The sequence below is a fragment of the Pseudonocardia sp. TRM90224 genome (genome assembly GCF_021245725.1).
GTDB lineage: Bacteria > Actinomycetota > Actinomycetes > Mycobacteriales > Pseudonocardiaceae > Pseudonocardia.
In genome coordinates, this window is record NZ_JAJGSX010000001.1 from 199,948 (window position 1) to 217,295 (window position 17,348).

At 74.2% G+C, this 17,348-nt stretch carries 14 protein-coding genes and 1 pseudogene; 11 read left to right on the plus strand and 4 right to left on the minus strand.

The annotated features are described in order from the left end of the window. Positions 1-3 precede the first annotated feature (3 nt). Positions 4-918, plus strand: a complete 915-nt coding sequence (locus LL648_RS00720) for an oxygenase MpaB family protein (protein ID WP_232660387.1) — start codon at positions 4-6, stop codon at positions 916-918. Here LL648_RS00720 and LL648_RS00725 read toward each other — a convergent pair. Beyond that, entirely contained in the window at positions 905-4,180 is a 3,276-nt protein-coding gene (locus LL648_RS00725) for an ATP-dependent helicase (RefSeq protein WP_232660388.1), read from the minus strand. The genes LL648_RS00720 and LL648_RS00725 overlap by 14 nt on opposite strands. A gap of 135 nt (positions 4,181-4,315) precedes the next feature. Between LL648_RS00725 and LL648_RS00730 the strand changes: the two genes are divergently transcribed. Beyond that, a complete protein-coding gene (locus LL648_RS00730; RefSeq protein ID WP_232660389.1) occupies positions 4,316-5,089 on the plus strand; it encodes an alpha/beta fold hydrolase in 774 nt (257 codons plus the stop codon). A gap of 4 nt (positions 5,090-5,093) precedes the next feature. Beyond that, complete coding sequence (locus tag LL648_RS00735) at positions 5,094-5,369, plus strand: MGMT family protein (RefSeq protein ID WP_232660390.1); 276 nt, start codon at positions 5,094-5,096, stop codon at positions 5,367-5,369. Positions 5,370-5,434: 65 nt separating this feature from the next. On the opposite strand, the gene LL648_RS00740 is transcribed toward LL648_RS00735, so the two are convergent. Beyond that, entirely contained in the window at positions 5,435-6,202 is a 768-nt protein-coding gene (locus LL648_RS00740; protein ID WP_232660391.1) for an IclR family transcriptional regulator, read from the minus strand. 100 nt (positions 6,203-6,302) lie between these two features. Between LL648_RS00740 and hutH the strand changes: the two genes are divergently transcribed. The 8 genes and pseudogenes from hutH (at position 6,303) to LL648_RS45685 (ending at position 14,914) form a co-directional block, all read left to right on the plus strand. Next, positions 6,303-7,841 (plus strand): histidine ammonia-lyase, encoded by a 1,539-nt coding sequence (gene hutH / locus LL648_RS00745; protein WP_232660392.1) that lies wholly within the window; start codon positions 6,303-6,305, stop codon positions 7,839-7,841. Positions 7,842-7,853: 12 nt separating this feature from the next. Beyond that, positions 7,854-9,512: a urocanate hydratase gene (gene hutU, locus LL648_RS00750; protein WP_232660393.1), complete on the plus strand. Its 1,659-nt coding sequence runs from the start codon at positions 7,854-7,856 to the stop codon at positions 9,510-9,512. Next, a complete protein-coding gene (locus LL648_RS00755; RefSeq protein WP_232660394.1) occupies positions 9,512-10,900 on the plus strand; it encodes a purine-cytosine permease family protein in 1,389 nt (462 codons plus the stop codon). Before hutU ends, LL648_RS00755 begins: the two co-directional genes overlap by 1 nt. Positions 10,901-10,911: 11 nt before the next feature. After that, complete coding sequence (locus LL648_RS00760) at positions 10,912-12,084, plus strand: allantoate amidohydrolase (protein WP_255684339.1); 1,173 nt, start codon at positions 10,912-10,914, stop codon at positions 12,082-12,084. Next, positions 12,081-13,370, plus strand: a complete 1,290-nt coding sequence (locus LL648_RS00765) for a formimidoylglutamate deiminase (protein ID WP_232660396.1) — start codon at positions 12,081-12,083, stop codon at positions 13,368-13,370. Before LL648_RS00760 ends, LL648_RS00765 begins: the two co-directional genes overlap by 4 nt. Before the next feature lie 100 nt (positions 13,371-13,470). After that, positions 13,471-14,613 (plus strand): imidazolonepropionase, encoded by a 1,143-nt coding sequence (gene hutI, locus LL648_RS00770; RefSeq protein WP_232660397.1) that lies wholly within the window; start codon positions 13,471-13,473, stop codon positions 14,611-14,613. Beyond that, positions 14,610-14,816 (plus strand): annotated as a pseudogene (locus LL648_RS45680) (hypothetical protein); the annotation flags it as partial. The gene hutI and the pseudogene LL648_RS45680, both read left to right, overlap by 4 nt. Continuing rightward, positions 14,786-14,914 carry a hypothetical protein gene (locus tag LL648_RS45685; protein WP_374111970.1) on the plus strand — a complete coding sequence of 43 codons (129 nt, stop codon included), beginning with the start codon at positions 14,786-14,788 and terminating at the stop codon, positions 14,912-14,914. The pseudogene LL648_RS45680 and the gene LL648_RS45685, both read left to right, overlap by 31 nt. A 566-nt stretch (positions 14,915-15,480) precedes the next feature. On the opposite strand, the gene LL648_RS00780 is transcribed toward LL648_RS45685, so the two are convergent. Both LL648_RS00780 and LL648_RS00785 read right to left on the minus strand, forming a co-directional pair. Continuing rightward, positions 15,481-16,173, minus strand: coding sequence for a sirohydrochlorin chelatase (locus tag LL648_RS00780; protein WP_232660399.1), 693 nt, complete (start codon positions 16,171-16,173; stop codon positions 15,481-15,483). Then, positions 16,170-17,342 carry a uroporphyrinogen-III synthase gene (locus LL648_RS00785; RefSeq protein WP_232660400.1) on the minus strand — a complete coding sequence of 391 codons (1,173 nt, stop codon included), beginning with the start codon at positions 17,340-17,342 and terminating at the stop codon, positions 16,170-16,172. Before LL648_RS00785 ends, LL648_RS00780 begins: the two co-directional genes overlap by 4 nt. Between the last annotated feature and the right edge of the window lie 6 nt (positions 17,343-17,348).

Here is a 17,348-nt window from a genome sequence, read left to right on the forward strand (position 1 = left end):
CGGATGTCGCCCGACAACGGGCTCTTCGGGCCCGGTTCCGTCAGCTGGCGCGTGCACAGCGACCCGGTCATGTGGGTGGCGGCGTTCTACGCGCTGGCGATCCAGTCGCTGCACCCGCACACGCTGTGGGGCACGTACCAGCACTCCACGCTCTTCGTCCGCAAGCACGCGCTGGCGCGGCTCTTCCGCACAGCCGACTACGTCTCCACCCGGACGTTCGGCAGCACGGCCGAGGTCGAGCGGGCCGGGCGGCGGGTGCGCGCGATCCACGATCGGCTGCGCGGCCGCGACCTCGACACCGGCGAGGAGTACCGGCTCGACGAGCCGGTGAACCTGATGTGGGTGCACTGCGGTGAGGTGCTCGCGTACCTGCGGGTGGCGCAGCGGGCCGGGGTGCCGCTGACGGCCGCCGACACGGACGCCTACGTCGACGAGCAGCGCCGGGCGGCCGCGGTCGTCGGCCTCGACCCGGCCACGGTGCCCGGGTCCGTCGCCGAGCTGGAGGCGTACTTCGAACGGATGCGGCCGCAGCTACGGCTCACCAAGGAAGCGGTCGCCGGCATCCGGATGTGGTTGGTGGTGCCGGCGCCACCGCGGCTGGCCGCGCTGCTGCTCGTCTACCCGGTGCTGGCCGGGCTCGCGTTCGCGCTCCTCCCGCCATGGGCGCGGCGGCTCTACCGGCTGCCGGCCACCCTGCCCGGGCTGGACGCGGCCGCGACGCTCGCGCTGCGTGCCGTCCGCCGCGTGATGCTGGTGCTCCCCGCGCGCTACCGGGGCACCACTCTGCAGATCCGCCACATCCGCACGGCCCGCGCCCTCGAACACCGCCCCAACTTCCCCACCGTTTTGGGTGGATGCGCGCCGAAATCGCGCGCAAGTGCCCAAAACGGTGGGGAAGTCGGGTCTACGGCTCGGTGACCGGACGTCCGGCCTCGCTCACGGGGCAGCTGGTGCGCACGGGGCAGCGGTCGCAGTCGGGCCCGACCCGCGCGATGAACGTCGAGCCGGACGTCTCCTCTGCCGACTGGTGCACCACCTGCTGCCACCGCGCCAGCTCGGCGGGGTCGAGCGGCGGCTGCACCGGTTCCTTGGCCTGCCCGCCGGCCTTCTGGTCGGCGAGGTAGACGAGGCGGGCGCCGCCGGGCGGGACGCCGGGTTCGAGCAGCTCGCCGAACGCGCCGAGCGCGGCGGCGAGCTGGTAGACGGCGAGTTGGGGGTGTTCCGCCGCCGCCTTGACGCTGACGGCGACCTTGCCGGTCTTGACATCGACCACAACTGGCCGCCCCTCGGCGTCGACCTCCAGCCGGTCGACCCGCCCGCGCAGCCGCAACGTGCGCCGGGGCACCTCGGTGGCCATGTCGAGCTGCACCGGCTGCTCGACGGCGACCAGCCGCAGCCCGTCGGCCCGGCTCGACCGCACCCAGCCGTCGAACGCGGCGAGCATGCCCCGTACGCGCGTCAGCTCGCGGCGACCGAACCACGGCGCGCCGGCGTCGAGCTTGTTCCACGCCGACTGCAGCGCCCCCTCCAGCTCGTTCTCGCCCGCGCCCGCCGCGCTGGCCTGCACGAGCGCGTGGACGAGCGAGCCGGTGACCGCCGAGAGCGCGCCGACCTCGCCGCCGCCGTGCCGTTCCATCACCCAGCGCAGCGGGCAGCGCATGATCTTCTCGACGTCCGAGGGTGAGACGGGAACGACCTCGCCCTCCGGCCGCAGCGGGACGGTCGTGGAGACCGGTTCCAGCCCGTACCAGTCGTCGGGACGCGCGCCGGGCACACCGGCCTCCGCAAGGCGCGCAAGCGCGAGCGCGGCCCGCCGGCGCCGCGCCGGATCGGTGCCCTCCGGCGCGCTGACGGCCCGTCGCAGCTCACCGACCAGCTCGGCCAGCACGAGCGCGCGGCCAGGTTTGTACACGGGCCGGTCGGCCTGCCCCGCCGGCACCGGGTCGAGCTCGTCGAGGAACCGCGACGGCTGCTCGTCCTCTCCTTGCACGCCGCTGACCAGCAACGTGCGTCGCGCGCGCGAGCAGGCGACGTAGAACAGCCTGCGCTCCTCGGCCAGCAGCGGAGCCACCCGCGAGATCGGCGCGCCACCGGGCTCCGCAACCCCGGCGATGAGGTCGACGAGCCGCTCGTTGCCGAGCAGGCTGCCGCGGACCCGCAGGTCGGGCCACGCGCCCTCCTGCACGCCCGGCACCGCAACGACGTCCCACTCGCGGCCGCGCGCGGCGTGCGCGGTGAGCAGCATGACGGCCTCGCCGCGCGGGGCGCGCGGGGCCAGGGAGTCGCCCGGGAGCTGCTGGTCGGCGAGGTACTCGGTGAAGCCCGCGACGTCGGCACCCGGCAGCCGGTCGCTGTGCCGGGCGGCGGCGTCGAACAGCGCCAGCACGGCGTCGAGGTCGCGGTCGGCCGCAGCGCCGACCGGGCCGCCGCGTGCGCTCGCCTCGCTCCACCGCTGCCCCAGCCCGCACGCCTGCCAGACCCGCCAGAGCACCTCTTCCGCGCTCTCGCCGTCGCGGGCGGCGTCACCCGCGATGGCGAGCAGCGTGCCGATGCGGCGCAGCGGGGCCGTCTCGTTCGGCGGCAGCGCGACCAGCGGGTCGGGACGGCCGCTCGCTGCCGCGCGCATCGCCTCGACCAGCAGCGGGTCGCTGCCGAGCCGCTCGTCGTCGCGGATGGGCTGGTCGGGCGACTCGGCGGCGTGCAGCCGCAGCAGACCGCGGCGCAGCCGTCGCATCCTCATCGGGTCGGCCGAGCCGAGCGGCGAGGTCAGCAACGCCGTGGCGGCGTCGGCGTCCAGCTCGCGCGGCTTGGTGGCGTACCGCAGGATCATCAACAGCGGGACGACGGCGGGCTGCTGCGCGAGCGGCAGCTCGTCGGGCGGCGCGGCGATCGGCACGCCGGCCGCGAGCAGCGCGCGCCGCAACGTCGGCAGCGAGCGGCGTGTCGAGCGGGAGAGCACGGCCATCCGCGACCACGGCACGCCGTCGGTGAGGTGCGCGCGACGCAGCTGGTCGGCGACCCACCCGGCTTCCTGAGCAGCGGAGTTGAAGATCCGCACGGCAACCGTGCCCTCCGGACCGTCCACCTCCGGCCCGATGCGCTCCCGGCCCTCCCCCGCCCCCGGCAGCCGCGCGACGAGCCGTGCGCACGCCTCCCGGACGGCCGGTGCGCTGCGGTGATCGGTGCCGAGCACCACCGTCTCGGCCTCCACCGCCCGCATGCCTTCCGGGTCGGCGCCGCGGAAGTTGAGGACGGCCTGGTCGGGGTCGCCGGCCAGCAGCACCGACTGCGCCGTCGAGCCGAGCACCCGCACCAGCTCCATCTGCTGCGGGTCGAGGTCCTGCGCGTCGTCGACGACGAGCCTGCGCACACGCTCGCGTTCGGCCGCGAGCAGCTCGCGATCGGCGGCCAGCGCGTCGAGCGCGGCGGCCACCAGCTCGGCGGAGTCGAGCGCGGGTGCGGTGGCCTGCGGCGCACCGCGACCGGCCGCGCCGCGCAGCAGGTTCACGTGCTCGTAGCTGCGGAAGAAGCGCCCGGCCGCCCACCACGGCTGCATGTCGTAGCGCTCGCCGAGCTCCGTCAGCTCGTCGGGGCCCAGACCGCGTTCGGCGGCACGCAGGATCAGCTCGCGCAGCTCGGCGGCGAATCCCGGCAGCACGAGCGCGGGCCGCAGGCGCTCGGGCCAGCCGGAGTCGGGCGCCTCACCCGACTCCTCGCCGGCGAGCAGGTCGCGGACGACGGCGTCCTGCTCGGCGCTCGCGAGCAGCCGCGGCGGCGGGTCGCCGTGGCGGGCGGCGTGCAGGCGCAGGACCCCGAACGCGTACGAGTGCACCGTGCGGACCAGCGGCTCGCGGGACGTGCCCTCCGGCCCGTCGCCCTCGCCGTGCACCAGGTCGCCGATGCGTTCCTTCAGCTCGGCCGCCGCCCGGCGGCTCCCGACGAGCAGCAGGATCCGCGACGGGTCGTCGCCCGCGCGGATCTGCCGGGCGATGCTCGTCAGTAGGAGCGTCGTCTTGCCCGTCCCGGGCCCGCCGACGATCCGCAGCGGCCCGGTGGTGTGCCCGAGCACCTTGAGCGCGGCGGCGTCCCACTCCGGCTCACCCGCGCCGGGGTGACGGGGTCTGCGGACGAGCCCGGGCGCCAATTCAGCCGCTCCAGGTGCTCGCGGGGAACGCGACACGCACCGATGCAACCACGCCGCCTGCGCCAACCCGCGGCGACCCACCCAACTTCCCCACCGTTTTGCCAACCTGCAGGCCCTGGAGGGCGTGCAAGTCGGCAAACGGTGGGGAACTTCGGCTGGCACGATGGCGGCGTGGCCGCTCCCCCGTTGCACGTCCGCTCGTTCGGCCCCGACGACGGGGTGCCGCTGCTCGCGTTGCACGGCGTCACCGGGCATGCGGCCCGGTGGGCGGGGCTGGCCGCCGAGCTGCCGTCCGTCCGGGTGCACGGCGTCGACCTGCGCGGGCACGGCCGCTCGCCGTGGGCGCCGCCATGGGGCATCGAACAGCACGTCGCCGACCTCGTTTCGGTGCTCGACGCGCTCGATCTCGAGCGGGCCGCGGTCGCCGGGCACTCGTTCGGCGGGCTGATCGCCGTGCACCTGGCCCGGCTGGCGCCGCAGCGGGTGGAGCGGCTGGTGCTGCTCGACCCGGCGATCGGGCTGGATCCGATGCTCATGCTGGAGCGCGCCGAGTCGGGACGGACCGACGAGTTCTTCCCCGACCGCGCGGCTGCCCGCGTCTACCTCGAATCGCAGTGGACGGCGATCCCGCCGCACGAGATCGAGTCCGAGCTCGCCGAGCACCTCGCCGAGGAGAACGGGCACTTCCGGTTCCGCTACTCGCGCGCGGCGATCATCGCGTCGTGGAGCGAGATCGCCCGGCCGGCCGTCCCCCCGCCCGCCGGCACCCGGACGTTGCTGCTGCCTGCCGGCAAGGCCGAGCTGGTGCAGCCGGAGTGGGTCGCCGCATGCCGGGCGGAGCTCGGCGACGATCTGACCGTCGTCGACATCGACGCAGGTCACAACCTGTTCCTCGAACGCCCCGCCGAGGTCGCCGCGCCGACGCGGGCATTCCTGGAAGGCTGAGGGCGTGGACGAGGAGACGCTGGAGCGGGTGCGGGCCGAGGTCCGTGCGATCCCGCCGGGTGAGACATCCACCTACGGGGAGATCGCCGAACGCGCCGGGCTGCGCTCACCCCGGCTGGTCGGGCGGATCCTCGCCGAGGACGGGCACGACATCCCGTGGCACCGCGTGCTGCGCGCGAACGGCACCTGCGCGCCGCACATCGCGGCCGAGCAGAGCGCGCGCCTGCGCGCCGAGGGCGTCCTGCTCGTCGACGGCCGCCTCCCCAAGCCCCGCCGGTGAGCGTCGACAACGACGTTTTGGCTGTTTGTTAGCGCTCACAACAGCCAAAACGTCGTTGTCGACGGTTACCGGCCGCCGACGCGGGCCGTGATGGCGCGCGCGGTGCGGGCGACCTCGTCGACCATCAGCTCGCGCAGGTCGTCGCCGTCGAGCACGCTCGGGTAGGTCACGGCGACGCTCGCGACGGGGTGGCGGGTGTGGTCGAGCACGGCCACGGCGATCGATGCGAAACCGGGCGTGACCTCGCCGTCCTCCCACGCGTGTCCGGTGCGGCGGGTGTCGACGAGCAGCCGTCGCAGCGCCGAGAGCGAGCGCGGGCCCGTCCCGTGCCGGGTGACGAACGCGCCCGCGTCCGGGAAGAGCGCCCGGACCTGAGCGGGTGGCAGCGCGCCGAGCATCGCGCGGCCGCTCGCCGTGAGCTGCGCCGGCAGCCGCACCCCGACGTCGGTGACGAGCGGCGGCCGGCCGGGCGCCCGCTCCTCGATCACGTAGACCACCTCGCGCCCGTGCAGAACGGCCATGTGGGCGGTATGTCCGGTGCGGTCGACGAGCCGGGCGAGCGGCACCCGCGCGAGCCGCTGCAGCGGCGCCTGCCGCGCGTACCCGGTGCCCAGCTCGTGCGCCGCGAGCCCGAGCGTGTAGCGCCTCTCGTCGGTCAGGTGGGTGACGTAGCCGGCCGCCTCCAGCGTCGTGAGCAGCTGATACGTCGTGGAGCGCGGGAGTTCGAGGTCGCGGGCGATCGCGGCGGCCTGCACCGGGCCGGCCTGCCGGGCGAGGTAGCCCAGTATGGCGAGGACCTGTTGCGCCGCCGGCACCTTCACCCCACCGGTCATGTGCCGCACCGTAGTGGGCCTGGGCCACTGTCCGGTATCCCGGACAGTCGTGGCCGTCCGGCCATGGTGTGAGGCCCAGGCCAGGGTGTCCCATGGACCGATGCATGTTGTAGATGTCGGCATCGGCCCGCTGTCCCCCGAACAGATCGTCGCCGTAGCTCGGGAGGGTGCCGGCACGGCGCTCACCACCGAGTCGCTCGACGAGATCTCAGCGAGCCGGAAGGTCGTCGAGGCGCTGGCCGACGACGTCGTGCCGCACTACGGCGTGTCGACGGGGTTCGGCGCGCTCGCCACCCGGCACATCCCGGTCGACCGCCGGGCGCAGCTCCAGCTCAGCCTGGTCCGCTCGCACGCCGCCGGCTCCGGCCCCGAGGTCGAGCGCGAGGTGGTGCGCGCGCTGATGCTGCTGCGCCTCTCGACGCTGGCCACCGGACGGACGGGCGTGCGTCCCGAGACCGCGCAGACCTACGCCGCCATGCTCACCGCCGGCATCACCCCCGTCGTGCGCGAGTTCGGCTCGCTCGGCTGCTCCGGCGACCTCGCGCCGCTCGCGCACTGCGCGCTCGCGGCCATGGGTGAGGGCGAGGTGCGCGACCGCAACGGCGAGCTGCGCCCCGCGGCGGACGCGCTCGCCGAGGCCGGCATCGCCCCCATCGCGCTGAAGGAGAAGGAAGGGCTGGCGCTCATCAACGGCACCGACGGCATGCTCGGCATGCTGGTGCTGGCCTGCCACGACCTGCAGATGCTGCTGCGCACCGCCGACATCACCGCAGCCATGAGCGTCGAGGCCCTGATGGGCACCGACGCCGTCTTCGCCGCCGAGCTCCAGGCGTTGCGCCCGCACCCCGGGCAGGCCGCGAGCGCGGCCAACATGCGCAAGCTGGTCGCCGGCTCCGCGATCATGGCGAGCCACCGCAACCCGGAGTGCACGCGCGTGCAGGACGCCTACTCGCTGCGCTGCGCGCCGCAGGTGCACGGTGCCGCGCGCGACACGCTGGCCCACGCCGAGACGGTCGCCGGTCGCGAGCTGTGCGCCGCCGTCGACAACCCGGTCGTGACGCTCGACGGGCGCGTCGAGAGCAACGGCAACTTCCACGGCGCCCCCGTGGGGTACGTGCTCGACTTCCTCGCGATCGCCGCCGCCGACATGGCCTCGATCAGCGAGCGCCGCACCGACCGGTTCCTCGACCCGTCGCGCAGCCACGGCCTCAACGCGTTCCTCGCCGACGACCCCGGTGTCGACTCCGGCCACATGATCGCGCAGTACACGCAGGCCGGGATCGTGTCCGAGCTCAAGCGCCTCGCCGCGCCGGCCTCGGTCGACTCCATCCCGTCGAGCGCGATGCAGGAGGACCACGTATCGATGGGTTGGGCCGCGGCCCGCAAGCTGCGCCGTGCCGTCGACGGCCTCACGCGCGTCCTCGCCGTCGAGCTGCTCACCGCCGCCCGCGCGCTCGACCTGCGCGGCCCGCTCGCCCCCGCCACCGCCACCGCCGCCGTCCGCGCCGGCCTGCGCACGTTCGTCGCCGGCCCGGGACCCGATCGATACCTTGCGCCCGAGATCGAGGCCGCGGTCGGCTATGTGGCATCGGGCACCGCGCTGGCCGCCGCCGAATCCGTCACCGGCCCACTCGACTAGGAGATCAGTTCCATGGAAGGCGCCCGACCCGTCCGCGCAGCGCGCGGCACCACGCTCACGGCTCGCAGCTGGCAGAGCGAGGCCCCGCTGCGGATGCTGCAGAACAACCTCGACCCCGAGGTGGCCGAGCGGCCCGACGACCTGGTCGTCTACGGCGGCACCGGCCGCGCCGCGCGCGATTGGCGTTCGTTCGACGCCATGGTGCGCACGCTCACGACGCTCGCCGACGACGAGACGATGCTCGTGCAGTCCGGCCGCCCGGTCGGCGTGCTGCGCACCCACGAGTGGGCGCCGCGCGTGCTGATCGCGAACTCCAACCTGGTCGGCGACTGGGCGACGTGGCCGGAGTTCCGCAGGCTGGAGCAGCTCGGCCTCACGATGTACGGCCAGATGACGGCCGGTTCGTGGATCTACATCGGCACGCAGGGCATCCTGCAGGGCACTTACGAGACGTTCGCGGCCGTCGCGGACAAGCGGTTCAACGGCACCCTCGCCGGCACGCTGACCGTCACCGGCGGCTGCGGCGGGATGGGCGGCGCGCAGCCGCTCGCGGTGACGCTCAACGGTGGCGTCTGCCTCGTGATCGACGTCGACGCCGCCCGGTTGCGCCGCCGCGTCGAGCACCGCTACCTCGACGAGCTGGCCACCGATCTGGACGACGCGATCGAGCGCTGCTCGGCCGCGCGCACGGCACGCAAGGCGCTCTCGGTCGGGCTCGTCGGCAACTGCGCGAGCGTCCTGCCGGAGCTGCTGCGCCGCGGCGTCGAGGTCGACATCGTGACCGACCAGACGTCGGCGCACGACCCGCTCTCCTACCTGCCGGACGGCGTCGACCTGGAGGACTGGGACGACTACGCCAAGAAGAAGCCGGAGGAATTCACCGACCGCGCCCGCGACTCGATGGCGAAGCACGTCGAGGCCATGGTCGGGTTCCAGGACGCCGGCGCCGAGGTGTTCGACTACGGCAACTCGCTGCGCGACGAGGCCCGCCAGGGCGGATACGACCGCGCGTTCGCGTTCCCCGGGTTCGTCCCCGCCTACATCCGCCCGCTGTTCTGCCAGGGCAAGGGTCCGTTCCGGTGGGCGGCGCTCTCCGGCGACCCCGCCGACATCCACGCCACCGACGACGCCGTGCTGGAGCTGTTCCCCGACGACGACCGGCTGCACCGCTGGATCAGGGCCGCGCGGGAGAAGGTGGCGTTCCAGGGCCTCCCGGCCCGGATCTGCTGGCTCGGACAGGGCGAGCGCGACAAGGCCGGCGCGCGGTTCAACGAGATGGTCGCCTCCGGCGAGCTCTCGGCGCCGGTCGTGATCGGGCGCGACCACCTCGACACCGGCTCGGTCGCCTCGCCGTACCGGGAGACCGAGGCCATGGCCGACGGTTCCGACGCCATCGCCGACTGGCCGCTGCTGAACGCGCTGGTCAACACCGCGTCCGGGGCGACGTGGGTGTCGATCCACCACGGCGGCGGGGTCGGCATCGGGCGCTCGCTGCACGCCGGGCAGGTCACCGTCGCCGACGGCACCGAGCTGGCCGCCCAGAAGATCGAGCGGGTGCTGACGAACGACCCCGCGATGGGCGTCATCCGGCACACCGACGCCGGCTACGAGGACGCCGCCGCGGTCGCCGAGGAGCAGGGCATCCGCGTCCCGATGGCGGAGAACGGCTGATGGAGTACCGCTCCATCGACGTCATCCCCGACGCCGAACGGCACGGCTCGCCGCGCAACCAGTTCACGCTGTGGTTCGGCGCGAACATGCAGATCACCGCGATCGTCGACGGCGCGCTCGCGGTCGTCTTCGGCGCGGACGCGCTCTGGGCGATCATCGGGCTGCTGATCGGGAACCTCGCCGGCGGCGCCGTGATGGCGCTGCACTCGGCGCAGGGGCCGCGGCTCGGGCTGCCGCAGATGATCTCCAGCCGGGCCCAGTTCGGCGTCTACGGCGCGGTGGTGCCGCTGCTCCTGGTCGTGCTGCTCTACCTGGGCTTCGCCGCGACCGGGACGGTGCTCGCCGGGCAGGCGATCAACGAGATCCTGCAGGTGCCGGTGCCCGCGGTCGGAATCCTGATCTTCGGGGCGCTGACGGCCGTCGTCGCGACGCTGGGGTACCGGCACATCCACATGATGGGGCGGATCTCGACCGTCGTCGGGATCGTCGGGTTCACCTACCTGGCGATCCGGCTGTTCACGCAGCACGACGTCGGCTCGCTGCTGGGCGTCAAGCCGTTCGACCTGGCGACGTTCCTGCTCGCGATCTCGCTCTCGGCCGGCTGGCAGCTGACCTACGGCCCGTACGTCGCGGACTATTCGCGCTACCTGCCGCGCGAGACCCCGGAGCGCACGACGTTCCACGCCACCTTCTGGGGCAGCGTGATCGGCTCGCAGTGGTCGATGACGTTCGGCGCGCTCATCGCGGCGGTGCCGGCATCGGGCTTCCTGAGCAGGCAGGTCGGGTTCCTCGGCGATCTCGGCGGCGGCGGGCTGCTCGCCGTCGCGATCTTCCTGGTGATCGTCGTCGGGAAGCTCACGGTGAACTGCCTGAACGCGTACGGCGGGTTCATGTGCCTGCTCACCACCGTCACGTCGTTCACCAGGGCCGCGCGGGTCTCCCAGGCCGGCCGGGTGGCGTTCATCGGCGGGTTCCTGCTGGTCTCGGTGCTGATCGCGCTGCTGGCGTCGGCCGATTTCCTCGGCAGCTTCCGCCAGTTCATCCTGGCGCTGCTGATGGTGTTCACGCCGTGGAGCGCGATCAACCTCGTCGACTACTACCTGATCTCCAAGGAGAAGGTGGACGTCCCCGCGCTCTACGACCCCGACGGGCGCTACGGCCGGTGGAACACGGTCGCGCTGGTGACGTACGCGGTCGGTGTGGTCGTGCAGGTGCCGTTCATGGCGCAGGCCCTCTACACGGGCCCGGTCGCCGTCGCGCTCGGCGGCGCCGACATCTCGTGGCTCGTCGGGCTGGCGGTGACGGCAGGGCTCTACTACCCGTGGGCGAAGCGGACCACCCGCCCGCCGGCGGAGATGATCTACCCGGCCGGGACGGTGGTGTCGTGAGCTTCCGGTCGATGTGGGCCGACATCGAGCCGATCGGCAGGCACCGAGGCACCGGCGGGTACCGGCGCTTCGCCTGGACCGGTGAGGACGCCACGCTGCGGGAATGGTTCAGCGGTGAAGCCGCGGACCGCGGGCTCGACGTCATCGAGGACCGCGCTGGCAACCAATGGGCGTGGTGGGGCGACCCCGACGCGGACGGCCCCGGTGTGGTGCTCGGCTCGCACCTCGACTCCGTCCCCGACGGCGGCGCGTTCGACGGCCCGCTCGGCGTCGTCTCGGCGTTCGCCGCGCTCGACGAGCTGCGCGCGAAGGGGTTCACGCCCGCGCGTCCGGTCGCGATCGCGAACTTCGGCGACGAGGAGGGCGCGCGGTTCGGCGTCGCCTGCGCCGGATCGCGGATCATCACCGGCGCGATGACGGCCGACCGCGCCCGCGCGCTGACCGACGCGTCCGGGATCTCGATGGCGGAGGCGTTCTCCCGCGCCGGCCGCGATCCGGCCCGGGTCGGCGCCGACCCGGAGGCCGTCGGCCGGATCGGGACGTTCGTCGAGCTGCACGTCGAGCAGGGCAGGGGGCTCGTCGACATCGGGCGGGCCGTCGCCGTCGGCTCGTCGATCTGGCCGCACGGGCGGTGGCGGTTCGACCTGCCGGGCGAGGCCAACCACGCGGGGACGACCCGCCTGGAGGATCGCGCCGACCCGATGCTCGCGTTCGCCGCCGTCGTGCTCGGCGCCCGCGCCGCGGCGGTGCGCCACGGCGTCGTCGCGACGTGCGGGAAGGTCAACGTCGAGCCGAACGGGGTGAACGCGATCCCGTCGCACGTCACGGGCTGGCTGGACGCGCGGGGCGCCGACACCGAGCAGGTGCGCGCGGTCGTCGCGGAGGTCGCCGATCTGGTCGGCGAGCACGGCGGCACGGTGGCCGAGGAGTCGTGGACGGGGTCGACCGCCTTCGCACCCGCGCTCGCGGACCGGCTGGCGGCGCTGCTCGACGACGCTCCGGTGCTCGCGACCGGCGCGGGCCACGACGCGGGGATCCTCGCCGCGGCCGGGGTGCCGACCGCGATGCTCTTCGTCCGCAACCCGACGGGGATCTCGCACTCCCCCGCCGAGCACGCGGAGGAGGCCGACTGCGAGGCCGGCGTCGCCGCGCTCGCACAGGTGCTGGAGGAGCTCGCCCGATGAGCCGTTTCTGGGCCGCCGACGCGCTGCTGCCCGGCGGGCCGGCCCGCGACGTGACGTTCGAGGTCGCGGACGGCCGGTTCGTCGCCGTCACCCCCGGCACCGCGGCGGCGGACGCCACGGTGCTGCCGGGGGTGGCGCTGCCGGGGTTCGCGAACGCGCACAGCCACGCCTTCCACCGTGCCCTTCGCGGGCGGACGCACGACCGCGGCGGGACGTTCTGGACGTGGCGCGAGCGCATGTACACGGTGGCCGACCGGCTCGATCCGGAGTCGTACCTCGCGCTCGCCCGCGCCGCGTACGCGGAGATGGCGCTGGCCGGGGTGACGGGCGTCGGGGAGTTCCACTACCTGCACCACGACCGCGGCGGGCGCGCCTACGCCGACCCCAACGCGATGGGCCACGCGCTGACGCAGGCCGCGGCCGACGCCGGCGTCAGGCTGACGCTGCTGGACACGTGCTACCTCACCGGCGGGTTCGGGAAGCCGCTCGACGACGTGCAGGTCCGGTTCTCCGACGGCTCCGCGGAGGCCTGGGCCACGCGGGTCGCCGGTGGGTCGGCCGGCGGCGTGGCGGTGCACTCCGTGCGTGCCGTCCCGCGCGCCGACCTGCGGACCGTCGTCGAGGCGGCGGCCGGCCGACCCCTGCACGTCCACCTCTCCGAGCAGCCCGCGGAGAACGCAGCCTGCATCGAGCACTACGGCCTGACGCCGACGGCGCTGCTCGAAGCCGAGGGTGTGCTCGGCCGGTCGACCACGGCGGTGCACGCGACGCACCTGACCGACGCCGACGTCACGGCCCTCGGCGCGTCCGGCACGGGTGCGTGCCTCTGCCCGACCACCGAGCGCGACCTCGCCGACGGCATCGGCCCGGCTCGGGCCTTGCACGACGCTGGCGTGCCGCTCTCGCTGGGCAGCGACCAGCACGCCGTCGTCGACCTCATCGAGGAGGCGCGGGCGCTGGAGATGCACGAGCGGCTCGCCACCGGGGAGCGGGGGCGGTTCACTCCGATGCAGGTGCTCGAGGCCCTGACCAGGCACGCCGCGATCGGACGCCCGGATGCCGGGGCGCTCGCCGCAGGCGCGGTCGCCGACCTGGTCGCGGTGCGCACCGACACCGTCCGCACCGCCGGGAGCGACCCTGCGCAGATCCTGTTCTCGGCGACCGCAGCCGACGTCGACACCGTGATCACCGGTGGTGAGATCGTCGTCAGCGGCGGGCAGCACCGTCTCGGCGATATCGGGCGGCTGCTGGCGGACGCCATCATCCCTCTCTGGAAGGACGCATGAACCCACAAAGCAGGCCGGCTCCGGTTGCCAGGAAAGCCACTTTCCTGGCGCCGGTTGCCAGGAAAGTGGCTTTCCTGGCACTCCGGCAGGGGGCGGGCGAGTGAGCGTTCTGGTGAGCGGGATCGGTGAGCTCGTCACCCACGACGACGGGCTCGGCGTGCTGTCCGACGCCGCGCTCGTCGCCTCGGCCGACGGGATCGTCGAGTGGATCGGGGCCGCCGCCGACGCCCCGGCCGCGGATCGCCGCATCGACGTGGGCGGGCGCGCGGTCGTACCCGGGTTCGTCGACTCCCACGCCCACCTGGTGTTCGGCGGCGACCGCTCCGCCGAGTTCGCGGCCCGGATGGCCGGTGAGCGGTACGACGGCGGCGGGATCGCGTCGACCGTCGCGGCCACCCGCGCGGCGTCCGACGCCGAGCTGCGCGCGCTCGTCGGGCGCCGGATCGCCGAGATGCGGGCCCAAGGGACGACAACGGTCGAGGTCAAGAGCGGGTACGGGCTCACCGTCGCCCACGAGGAGCGGGCGCTGCGGATCGCGCGCGAGCACACCGCGGAGACGACGTTCCTCGGCGCCCACGTCGTGCCCTCCGGCGCCGACCGCGCCGCCTACGTCGAGCTGGTGAGCGGCGAGATGCTCGCGGCCTGCGCGCCGCACGCCCGCTGGATCGACGTGTTCTGCGAGCCGGCGAGCTCGCACGCCTTCGACGAGGACGAGTCGCGCACCGTCCTGATGGCCGGCCGAGCGGCCGGGCTGGAGCTGCGGGTGCACGGCAACCAGCTCGCCGCCGGTCCGGGCGTCCGGTTGGCCGTCGAGCTCGATGCGGCGAGCGTCGACCACTGCACATACCTGACCGACGCCGACGTCGACGCGCTGGCCGGCGGTGACACCGTGGCGACCCTGCTGCCCGGCGTCGAGTTCTCCACGCGGTCGCCCTACCCGGACGCCCGGCGGCTGATCGACGCCGGCGTGACCGTCGCGCTCGCGACCGACTGCAACCCCGGCACCTGCTACTCGTCCTCGATGCCGCTGATGATCGCGCTCGCGGTCCGTGAGATGGGCATGACGGCGCAGGAAACGCTGTGGGCAGCAACAACAGGCGCGGCGCGTGCGCTGCGGCGCGACGACATCGGCGTGCTGGCCCCCGGCAAACGCGCCGACCTGACCGTCCTCGACGCACCCTCGTACCTGCACCTGCCGTACCGCCCGGGGGTGCCGATCGCGAAGGCCCTCGACCTCACATAGCCAAAACTTCCCCACCGTTTTGCCAATTTGCAGACCCCGGAGGGCGTGCAGGTTGGCAAAACGGTGGGGAAGTTGGGGTCAGTTCTGGGACGAGCCCTCGGTGTTCTCCGAGTTCGACTGGTCGTGCTTGTCGGGCTCGTGCTTGTCCGGTTCGTGCTTGTCCGGCTCGTGCTTGTCCGGCTCATGCTTGTCCGGCTCATGCTTGTCCGGCTCATGCTTGTCCGGCTCATGCTTGCTCGGCTCGTGCTTGTCCGGCTCGTGCTTCTGCGGCTCGTGCTTCGGCTCGGTGGTGGGCGGGTAGATCGGGTCCGTCACCGGGGCGCGGGTCACCGGCTTCTTCTCCGGCGCGGGCTGCACGGCCTTCTCCACCTCGGGCTCCGGCTCGGGCAGCGGCGCGATCTGCGCAGCCGGCTCCGGCGGGGGCGGGAGGAGAGGCGGCTTCGCGGCCGCGGCCGGCGACCTGAACGGCGCCGGCAACACCTCGTCGATGCCGGCACCGGCGGCGACCCGGGCGATGGCGGGCGCCACCCCGACCACACCGAGGGCCACCAGGCACGTCGCGCCGAGGACGACCCCGGTGATCCGCAGGCGGCGAGCCCGGCGGGCACCGTCGTCACCATCGAAGAGGCGAGCCCGCACGACGGTGGTGCGCTCGTCCGCACCCGCCATGTCCATCCAGGTGGTGTCCTCGTCCATCTCAGAGCTTCTCTCCCGAGTGGGGCGGACACTTCCGCCCGATAGGAGAAGGCTCCCTGCTTCGCGGCCTCTGCGTAACGGCGCGAATGGCAGAGTTACCTACCTCTGCGGAACGCCGACCTCACCACCTGGCAACCCCGCGCAGTAGGTCCCAGTCGTTCAGGGCGCTCCTTAGGCGGTGCGGCGGGCGCTGCGAGCAGCGCGGTAGCGCGCGACGACCGTCTCGATCACGGCCGGGTGGTCGGCGAGCGGCGCGCCGACGACGTCGGCCCCGCAGGTGTCGAGGCTGCGCTGGAAGAGGCCCGGTGCAAGCAGCCAGGACGCCACCGCGATCCGCTCGGCGCCGGCCGCACGCAGCTCCGCCACGGCCTCGGGGACGCGCGGCCCACCCGCGGCGATCGTCGCCAGCGTGACCGGCCCGCCGAGGCGACGCCCCAACCGCCGCGCCGCGGTGCGCGCGTCGGCCTGCGCATGCGGGTCGCTCGAACCCGCGACGGCGAGCACGACGGCGTCCGTGTCCAGCCACCCGGCTTCCCGCAGCCGCGCGGCAACCCCGTCGACCAGCGCGGGGTCGGGCCCGAACGCGTCGGCGAGCACGACGTCCGCGCGTCCGGTCGCCGCGAGCTGCGCCGGCACGTCGACCCGCACGTGGTACCCGGCCGCGAGGAACATCGGGAGCGCGACGCAAGGCCCCGGCTGCCCGGCGAGCGCCTCGGCGACCGTCGGCCCACGCACGTCGGCGAAGCACACCGCAACCCCGACCCCGGGCAGCGCCGCCCGCACCCGCTCCGCCACCTGCTCCGTCGCCGCCGCTCCCGCCGGATCACGGGTGCCGTGCGCGACGAGCAGCAGATCAGCGCTCAACGGGAGGTGCCGTTCAGGCAGTGCCCGCTCGCCGGGAACGGCCCCGCCGCCGGGTCGAGCGCCAGCCGGTAGCCGCGCTTGACGACGGTCTGGACGAGCCTCGGCTCGCCCAACGCCGAGCGCAGCCGGGCCATGGCCGTCTCCACCGCGTGCTCGTCGTTGCTGCTACCGGGCAGCGCCCGCAACAGCTCGGTTCGGGCAACCACCCGCCCTGGGCGTCTGGCCAGCGCCCGCAACAACGCCATTCCCGCTGGTGGGACGCTGCGCAGCACACCGTCGACCAGCACGGCCTGCCCGCGCAGCTCCAGCCACCGCCCGGCGACCGGCAGCTGCCGAGCCCTGGCCGGCATCTCCGACTCCAACCGCCGCACCATCGCCCCGAGCCGTGAGCGCTGCGGGGCGAGCGTCGGGACGTCGACCGCAACCAGCGGCGCCGCGGTCACGGGCCCGACGCACAGCGCGAGCACCGGCCCGCGCATCGCCGCGAGCAGCTCGTCGCGCACCCCACGCTCGTCGGCCCGCGCCAGCATGCTCGCCGCCGCGGGCGCGCTGGTGAACGCGAGGACGTCGACGCCACCGGCGAGCACGGCGTCGGTCAGGCGGTCGAGCGGCCCGATGTCGACCGGCGGCAGCCACCGGTACACGGGCACCTCCACGACCTCCGCGCCTGCGAGAGTGAGCGCCTCGACCACGTCGGGGAGCGGCTCGCCGTGCAGCTGAACGGCGATGCGCTTGCCCTCGACACCGGCGTCGAGCAGGTACTCCAACACCTCGGCCGACGACTCCGAGGGCGGCGACCACGCGTCGACCAGCCCGGACGCCCTGATCGCTCCGCGCGCTTTCGGGCCGCGCGCGAGCAGCGTCCCCGAGCCGAGCGCGGCAAGCAGGTCCTCGCCGAGCCCCCAGCCGTCGGCCGCCTCCACCCAGCCCCTGAACCCGATGCCCGTGGTGGCCACGGTGATGTCCGGCGGTTCGGCGATGAGCGTGCGGGTTGCGTCCTGCAGCTCGGTGTCGTCGGCGAGCGGAACGATCCGCAGTGCGGGTCCGTGCACCACGGCGGCGCCGCGGCGCTCCAGCATGCCGGCGAGCTCCTCGGCCCGGCGTGCGGCGGTGACGCCGACGGTGAATCCGGCGAGCGGCGGGATGGGGACAGGTTCTTGGATGGTCACGGCGAA

Coding starts and splice junctions, on each gene's coding strand:
- LL648_RS00720 (WP_232660387.1), top strand. CDS start 4: ATGTCGCCCGACAACGGGCTCTTCGGGCCCGGTTCCGTCAGCTGGCGC.
- LL648_RS00755 (WP_232660394.1), top strand. CDS start 9,512: ATGGAGTACCGCTCCATCGACGTCATCCCCGACGCCGAACGGCACGGC.
- LL648_RS00765 (WP_232660396.1), top strand. CDS start 12,081: ATGAGCCGTTTCTGGGCCGCCGACGCGCTGCTGCCCGGCGGGCCGGCC.
- hutU (WP_232660393.1), top strand. CDS start 7,854: ATGGAAGGCGCCCGACCCGTCCGCGCAGCGCGCGGCACCACGCTCACG.
- hutH (WP_232660392.1), top strand. CDS start 6,303: ATGCATGTTGTAGATGTCGGCATCGGCCCGCTGTCCCCCGAACAGATC.
- LL648_RS00760 (WP_255684339.1), top strand. CDS start 10,912: ATGTGGGCCGACATCGAGCCGATCGGCAGGCACCGAGGCACCGGCGGG.
- LL648_RS00740 (WP_232660391.1), bottom strand. CDS start 6,202: ATGACCGGTGGGGTGAAGGTGCCGGCGGCGCAACAGGTCCTCGCCATA.